The sequence below is a fragment of the Streptomyces sp. NPDC059853 genome (assembly GCF_042731495.1).
GTDB lineage: Bacteria > Actinomycetota > Actinomycetes > Streptomycetales > Streptomycetaceae > Streptomyces.
Genome location: NZ_JBHWJL010000162.1, coordinates 1 through 7,253 on the forward strand (window position 1 = coordinate 1; position 7,253 = coordinate 7,253).

Sequence of the window (7,253 nt, forward strand, 5' to 3'; positions counted from 1 at the left end):
GTATCCCTACTTATTTACATAAACCCGAACTATTTTCCGCCTTAAACGTTGACGTCTCCGAGTACCCCTCCTAAACGAACGGCCAACCGGTTGACTGCGCAGTCAACCGGGGCCGCTGGCAAAGGAGCTGGTGCATGACGAGCCGCATATCCATGAGGGATGTCGCCCGCCGGGCCGGGGTGTCCCAGAAAACCGTTTCCCGGGTGGTCAACGACGAACCCCACGTCTCCCCGGAACTGCGCGCCCGCGTACGGCGCGAGATAGAACTCCTCGGTTACCGGCCCAATACCTTCGCCCGCGCCCTGGTCACCCGGCGCTCCCGGAGAATCGGCCTCATCTCCACCGGCAGCGGCTATTTCGGCCCCGCTTCCCTCCTCAGCGGACTGCAACGCGCCGCGCACGCCGAGGGATACGACGTGAGCGTCATCCACGCCGACGAACACGACCCGGAAGAAGCCGGGCGCGCCGTCTGGCAATTGGTCGGCCACGGAATCGACGCCATCGCCCTGTGCGGCCCGATCGGCTCCGCGGAAATCGCCCGGCACATTCCCCGCGAGATCCCCGTCCTCCGCGTCGACCTGCCCGAGGAGCCGCCAGAACCGGGCGGCGCCGGAACCGGAGGACCCCGCGTGCTGTTCGTCGGCAACGACGACATCACCGCCGCCACCGAGGCCACCGCCCATCTGCTGCGGCTCGGCCACCGCACCGTGCACCACCTCGCCGGGCCGCCCCGCTGGGCCGTCACCGGCTACCGCGAACGCGGCTGGCGCACCGCCCTGGAACTGGCGGGCGCGCCCCGCCCCGAGGTGCGCCGCGGCGACTGGAGCCCCGCCTCCGGCTACCGGGCCACCCGCGAACTCCTCCAGGACGGCGGCGTCACCGCGCTGTTCGCCGCCAACGACCAGATGGCCATCGGCGCCGTCCACGCCATCGAACGCAGCGGCCGGCGCGTCCCCGAGGACATCAGCGTCATCGGCTTCGACGACATCCCCGAAGCCGGCTACCTCTCCGTACCGCTCACCACCGTCCGGCAGGACTTCGCCCGCATCGCCCGCGAGGGCATGCACCGGCTGGTCGCCGCCATCGGCCACGCCCCCGCCCCCGACGACGCCCCGGCCGGTCTCACCATCCCGGCCGAACTCGTCCACCGCGCCTCCACCGCACCCCCGCCGGCCACGGCCTGAACCCGCCCACCCGGCACCGCACACCAGGGACGACGATGACCCGCACCCACCACCCGCCACCCACCCCGCCCGGCATATCCCGCAGGCATGTGCTCCGCGCCGCCGGCGCCCTCGGCGCCGCCACGGCCCTCACCCCCGCACTCAGCGCCTGCGGCTCCGCCGCCCCCGCCCAGCCCCTCACCTCGGGACGTGCCGACCTCGCGTTCTGGACCCACGACGACGCCTACGTCGACTTCTTCCGGGAAGCCGCGGCCAACGCCTCCGGCTCCCCCTTCACCTGGCGCCTCCACCCCACCCGGGCCGGCGCCGCCGACCTGGTCACCAAGACCATCGCCCAGGCCATCGCAGGCCGCGGCACCCCCGACGTGGCCGGCTTCGAGATCGGCGCCTTCACCCGGCTGCTGCGCGGCGACATCGCCCCCGAACTCCTCGAAGACCTCACCGGCCACCTCGACCCCGACATCCGGGACGACCTGCTCACCGTGCGCACCGAGCCGTTCAGCAAGGACGGTGCCCTCTACGCCCTCGACTCCGACGCGCCGCTGGTCGTCTACTACTACCGCGAGCCCGAATTCGCCCGCCACCACCTGCCCACCGACCTCGGCAGCTGGGACGAACTCGCCGACGCGGGCACCCGCCTCGCCGACCGGCACGGCGTCGCCATCGCCGCCGTCCCCACCGGCAGCGACCTCCCGCAGGTCCTCCAGTCCTTCGAGATGCTGCTCCTCCAGCGCGGCGGCCGGCTCTTCGACGCCGACGGCGCCCTCACCCTCGACACCCCCGAGGCCGAGGACACCCTGCGCTTCCTCGCCGACGGCGTCCAGCGCGGCTACCTCACCACCGTCTCCGACTACTACGGCCCCAGCATGCAGGCCGCCCTGAAGACCGGGAAAGTCATCGGCCAGTGGATGGCCAGCTGGTACAAGGTCTACGGGCTCATCGCCAACGTCCCCGAACAGTCCGGCCAGTGGCGCATCCGCCCGCTGCCCGTCTTCCCCGGCGGCGGAGGCCGCACCTCCTTCGCCGGCGGCACCGGCTTCGCCGCCCTGCGCGGCAAACGCAACACCCTCGCCGGCGTCGACCTCATCAAGGCCGCCTACCTCACCCCCGCCGAACAAGTACGCCGCTACACCGTCCTCGGCTACCTCCCCAGCCGCCGCTCCGTCTTCAACGACCCGGAACTCACCCGCATCGAGGACGAGTACTGCGGCGGCCAGCGCATGTTCGAGGTGTACCGGGACATCATCGACGAGGCGCCCGTCCTCCATCTCAGCGCCGACCGCACCATTCTCGAAACCGTTCTCAGCGGCTATCTGCTGCGCGCCTACCAGGGCCGCACCTCACCCCGACAAGCCCTGAAAGACGCCGAAGACGATTTCCGGGGACAGACCCGCAACCGAGGAGGATCGTCATGACCTCCCGCGGCAGACAATGGGCGCCCTACGCCTTCATCGCCCCCTTCTACCTTCTCTACGGCCTGTTCATGGTCGTCCCCATCGCCGTCGCCTGCTATCTCAGCCTCACCGAATGGGTCGGCCTCGGCACCCCCACCTTCATCGGTTTCGCCAATTTCTCCGACCTCGCCCGCGACACCAGTTTCCACACCGCACTCGGCAATTCCCTGATCTTCGTGCTGGTCTCGCTCTTCCTCGTCGTCCCCGCCGCCCTGCTCATCGCCCAGCTCCTCAACACCCGCGGCCTGCGCGCCCGCGATCTCTTCCGGGTCACCTTCTTCATCCCCATGGTGCTGTCACCCATCGTGATCGCCCTGCTCTACAGCCTGCTGCTCGACCGCGAATACGGACTCGTCAACTCCGTCCTGCGCGCCCTCTTCGGCTGGGGCGGCGCCGACTGGCTCGGCGACCCCACCCTCGCCAAGATCTCCATCAGCTTCGTCCTGCTGTGGCGCTGGACCGGCTACCTCACCATCTTCTTCCTCGCCGCCCTCCAGGCCGTCCCCCGCGAACTGTACGAATCCGCCGAACTCGACGGCGCCGGGACCGTCCGGCAGTTCACCACCGTCACCCTGCCCTCCATCCGGCCCGTCACTGCCTTCGTCGTGGTGACCTCCTTCATCGGCGCCGCCCAGCTCTTCGACGAGCCCTACCTCATCACCGGCGGCGGACCCGGCGAAGCCACCCTGACCGTCGCCCAGTTCGTCTACCGCGCCGCCTTCGAACGCCAGCAGTTCGGCTACGCCGCCGCCGCCGGCCTGGTGCTGTTCGCCGTCGTCTTCGGCCTCAGCCAACTCCTCAACCGGCTGCTGCGCATCGGGAGGACCGCATGAGCGCCACCCACACCCACACCCGCACCCGCACCCGTACCGGCACCCCGCGCCCCACCCCCACCCCCCGGCGCCGCCGCTCGCTCCCCGGCCGCATCGCCCTCTACGGCACCCTCGGCCTGCTGCTCCTCGTCTTCGCCGCCCCCCTCGTCTGGGCGCTCTCCGGCTCCTTCAAGCCCCGCGGCGACATCTTCGACTACCCGCCCACCCTGATCCCCGACCCCGCCACCACCGAGAACTACCGCAACCTGCTCACCGGACAGCCGTTCTGGAGCTGGTTCGCCATCAGCGTCGTCACCGCGCTCATCGCCACCACCGTCGCCGTCCTGGTCTGCGCACTGGCCGGCTTCGCCTTCGCCAAATACCGCTTCGCCGGCAAGAAGTTGCTGTTCGGCGTCATGTTCAGCTCGCTGTCCGTACCGTTCGCGGTGATCCTCGTCCCGCTGTTCATCCTGGTCGTCAAGTCAGGACTCGCCAACCCCTGGTTCGCCCTCGTCGTCCCCTGGGTCGCCCCCGCCTTCGGGATCTTCATGATGCAGCAGTACATCATCCAGTCCATCCCGGACGAGATCCTCGAAGCCGCCCGCCTCGACGGCAACAGCGAGTTCGGCATCTTCCTCCGCGTCGTCCTGCCCCTGCTGCGCCCCTCCCTCGGCGCCCTCGCCGTCTGGCAGTTCCTCCAGAGCTACAACAGCTTCCTGTGGCCGCTCGTCCTCATCTCCGACGTCGACCAGTACACCCTGCCGCTCGGCCTCAACATCCTCTTCCGGGCCGAGAGCCGCGCCTTCGACCTGGTCCTGCCCGGCGCCGTCCTCGCCTCCGTCCCGACCATCGCCGTCTTCCTGCTGCTGCGCAAACAGCTGCTCGAAGGACTCTCCGCCGGAGCCGTCAAAGGCTGACCGCCCACCCCCCCCAGAAAGGCCCCACACCCCCATGTCCCACCTGCCCGCACGGGTCCTGTTCGGCGCCGCCTACTACCACGAGTACCAGCCCTCCCCGCGCCTGGAGGAAGACCTCGACCTCATGGCCGCCGCCCACTTCACCGTCATCCGGGTCGGCGAATCCGTCTGGTCCACCTGGGAACCCGAGAACGGCGTCTTCGACCTCGACTGGCTCCAGCCCGTCCTCGACGGCGCCCACGCCCGCGGCATCCAGGTCATCCTCGGCACCCCCACCTACGCCGCCCCGCCCTGGCTCGCCCGCACCTACCCCGAGATCAACACCGAACGCCGCACCGGAGCCCGCGCCGGCTGGGGCGCCCGCCAGGAAATCGACTACACCCACCCCGCGTTCCTCTTCCACGCCGAACGCGTCATCCGCAAGATCGTCCAGCGCTACGCCGACCACCCCGCCGTCATCGGCTACCAGGTCGACAACGAACCCGGCAACGAGATCTTCCACAACCACGGCGTCTTCCAGCGCTTCACCGACCACCTCCGCGAGCGCTACGGCACCGTCGAGGAACTCAACCGCGCCTGGGGCCTCACCTACTGGTCCCACCGCCTCGCCACCTGGGCCGACCTGTGGACCCCCGACGGCAACGCCCAGCCCCAGTACTCCCTCGCCTGGCGCCGCTTCCAGGACGACCTCACCACCGCCTTCATCGGCTGGCAGGCCGACGTCGTGCGCGAAGACGCCCGCCCCGGCCAGTTCGTCACCACCTGCATCTCCTACGAACGCCCCACCGTCCGCGACGAGGACCTCACCGCCCGCCTCGACATCACCGCCGGCAACCCCTACTACCGCATGCAGGACAGCCTCCAGCTTCCCGCGAGCCCCACCGACCCCGGCCAGAGCTGGACCACCCACGGCACCTGGGCCCTGTACGCCACCGCCGACCGCATGTACGCCTCCCGCCAGGAACCGTTCCTCGTCACCGAGACCAACGCCCAGGCCATCGGCCCCTCCTGGATCAACGAACCCGCCTACGACGGCCAGTGGCGCCAGGCCGCCTGGGCCCTCGTCTCCCGCGGCGCCACCATGATCGAGTACTGGCACTGGCACACCCTGCACTACGGCGCCGAGACCTTCTGGGGCGGCATCCTCCCGCACAGCCAGGAACCCGGCCGCACCTACGAACAACTCGCCGCCCTCGGCGCCGAGTTCGACCGCGCCGGCGCCCTCGTCGCCGCCCTCACCCCCGACACCGACGTCACCCTCCTGTACTCCGCCGACAGCAAACGCGCCCTCACCGAACACCCCCTGCTCGCCACCCCCGACGGCGGACCCGACCCCCGCTCCTACCAGAGCGTCCTGGACGCCTTCCAGCGCGGCGCCTTCGACGCCGGACTCCAGAGCGGCCTCATCCACCCCCGGCAGCTCTTCGGCCAGGACCCCGCCGCCTGCGCCGCCGCCCGCCCGCTGCTCGTCGCCGCCGGCCTCCTCGTCGCCGACGACACCCAACTGCGCTGGCTGCGGGAGTACGCCGCCGCCGGCGGCCACCTCGTCCTCGGCATCCACACCGGCTACGGCGACGAAGAGGCCCGCGCCCGCACCGAACGCAAACCCGCCCACCTCAGCGACGCCGCCGGCGTCCACTACGACGAGTTCTCCACCCTGCGCACCCCGCTGCCCCTCACCACCCCCGACAACTCCCCGCTGCGGCTGCCCGCCGGCGCCACCGCCACCCGCTGGGCCGACGGACTGCTCCCCGCCGACGGCACCGACATCCTCGCCGGCTACCGCCACCCGCACTTCTCCCGCTGGCCCGCCGTCACCACCCGCGCCCACGGCACCGGCCGCATCACCTGCGTCGGCACCGTGCCCGACCCCGCCCTCGCCGCCGCCGTCCTCACCTGGGCCGCGGGCAAGCGCACCGGCGACGGCTGGCGGCCCGCCGCCGACAGCCAGACCGTCACCGGCGCCACCGCGGGCGACGGCACCCGGCTGCGCTTCGTCCACAACTGGTCCTTCACCCCCAGCACCTTCCCCCTGCCCACCCCCGTACGGGACGTCCTCACCGGCACCGACCTGCCCGCCGGCGACACCCTCCACCTCGGCCCCTGGGACGTCCGCGTCCTCGCCGAACACGGATAATCACCGCCATGCACCGTCTCGTCCTCGCCACCCGCAACGCCCACAAGGTCACCGAGCTCCGCGCGATCCTCACCGGCGCCGGCCTCGACGTCGAACTCATCGGCGCCGACGCCTACCCCGACGTCCCCGACGTCAAGGAAACCGGCGTCACCTTCGCCGAGAACGCGCTGCTCAAGGCACACGCCCTGGCCCGGGCCACCGGACTGCCCGCCGTCGCCGACGACTCCGGGCTGTGCGTGGACGTCCTCGGCGGCGCACCCGGCATCTTCTCCGCCCGCTGGGCCGGCCGGCACGGCGACGACCGCGCCAACCTCGACCTCCTGCTGGCCCAGCTCGCCGACATCGACCACCCCCACCGCGCCGCGCACTTCGCCTGCGCCGCCGCCCTCGCCCTCCCCGACGGCACCGAACGCGTCGTCGAAGGCCGCCTCACCGGCACCCTGCGCCACACCCCCGCCGGCGGCGGCGGCTTCGGCTACGACCCGATCCTCACCCCCGACGGCGACACCCGCAGCGTCGCCCAGCTCACCCCCGAGGAGAAGAACGCCATCAGCCACCGCGCCCGCGCCTTCCACGCCCTGGCCCCCGAAGTCGCCGCCCTGCTGCACTGACCCACCACGCCGCACCGACCGCGGGGGGGCCGGGGCCCCCCCCCCCCCCCCCCCCCCCCCCGCCCCCCCCCCCCCCCCCCCCCCCCCCCCCCCCCAGAAAACCCCCCACCCCCCAAACCCCACACAGACCCCCCCCCC

General features: G+C 71.6%; 6 protein-coding genes. All 6 read left to right on the forward strand.

From position 1 onward, the window contains the following. Positions 1-134 precede the first annotated feature (134 nt). From ACFV5N_RS17565 to rdgB, 6 genes are read left to right on the forward strand one after another with little or no spacing between them, the layout of a single operon-like run. Positions 135-1,184 carry a LacI family DNA-binding transcriptional regulator gene (locus ACFV5N_RS17565; protein ID WP_385600300.1) on the forward strand — a complete coding sequence of 350 codons (1,050 nt, stop codon included), beginning with the start codon at positions 135-137 and terminating at the stop codon, positions 1,182-1,184. 35 nt (positions 1,185-1,219) lie between these two features. Further along, positions 1,220-2,599, forward strand: coding sequence for an ABC transporter substrate-binding protein (locus tag ACFV5N_RS17570; protein ID WP_385600303.1), 1,380 nt, complete (start codon positions 1,220-1,222; stop codon positions 2,597-2,599). Further along, entirely contained in the window at positions 2,596-3,471 is an 876-nt protein-coding gene (locus tag ACFV5N_RS17575) for a carbohydrate ABC transporter permease (protein ID WP_385600306.1), read from the forward strand. Before ACFV5N_RS17570 ends, ACFV5N_RS17575 begins: the two co-directional genes overlap by 4 nt. Beyond that, on the forward strand, positions 3,468-4,367 hold the full coding sequence (locus ACFV5N_RS17580) for a carbohydrate ABC transporter permease (RefSeq protein ID WP_385600308.1): 900 nt from the start codon (positions 3,468-3,470) through the stop codon (positions 4,365-4,367). The genes ACFV5N_RS17575 and ACFV5N_RS17580 overlap by 4 nt, the downstream gene beginning before the upstream one ends. Before the next feature lie 34 nt (positions 4,368-4,401). Then, a complete protein-coding gene (locus tag ACFV5N_RS17585) occupies positions 4,402-6,504 on the forward strand; it encodes a beta-galactosidase (protein WP_385600310.1) in 2,103 nt (700 codons plus the stop codon). 8 nt (positions 6,505-6,512) lie between these two features. Further along, positions 6,513-7,115 (forward strand): RdgB/HAM1 family non-canonical purine NTP pyrophosphatase, encoded by a 603-nt coding sequence (gene rdgB / locus ACFV5N_RS17590; protein WP_385600313.1) that lies wholly within the window; start codon positions 6,513-6,515, stop codon positions 7,113-7,115. Positions 7,116-7,253 lie beyond the last annotated feature (138 nt).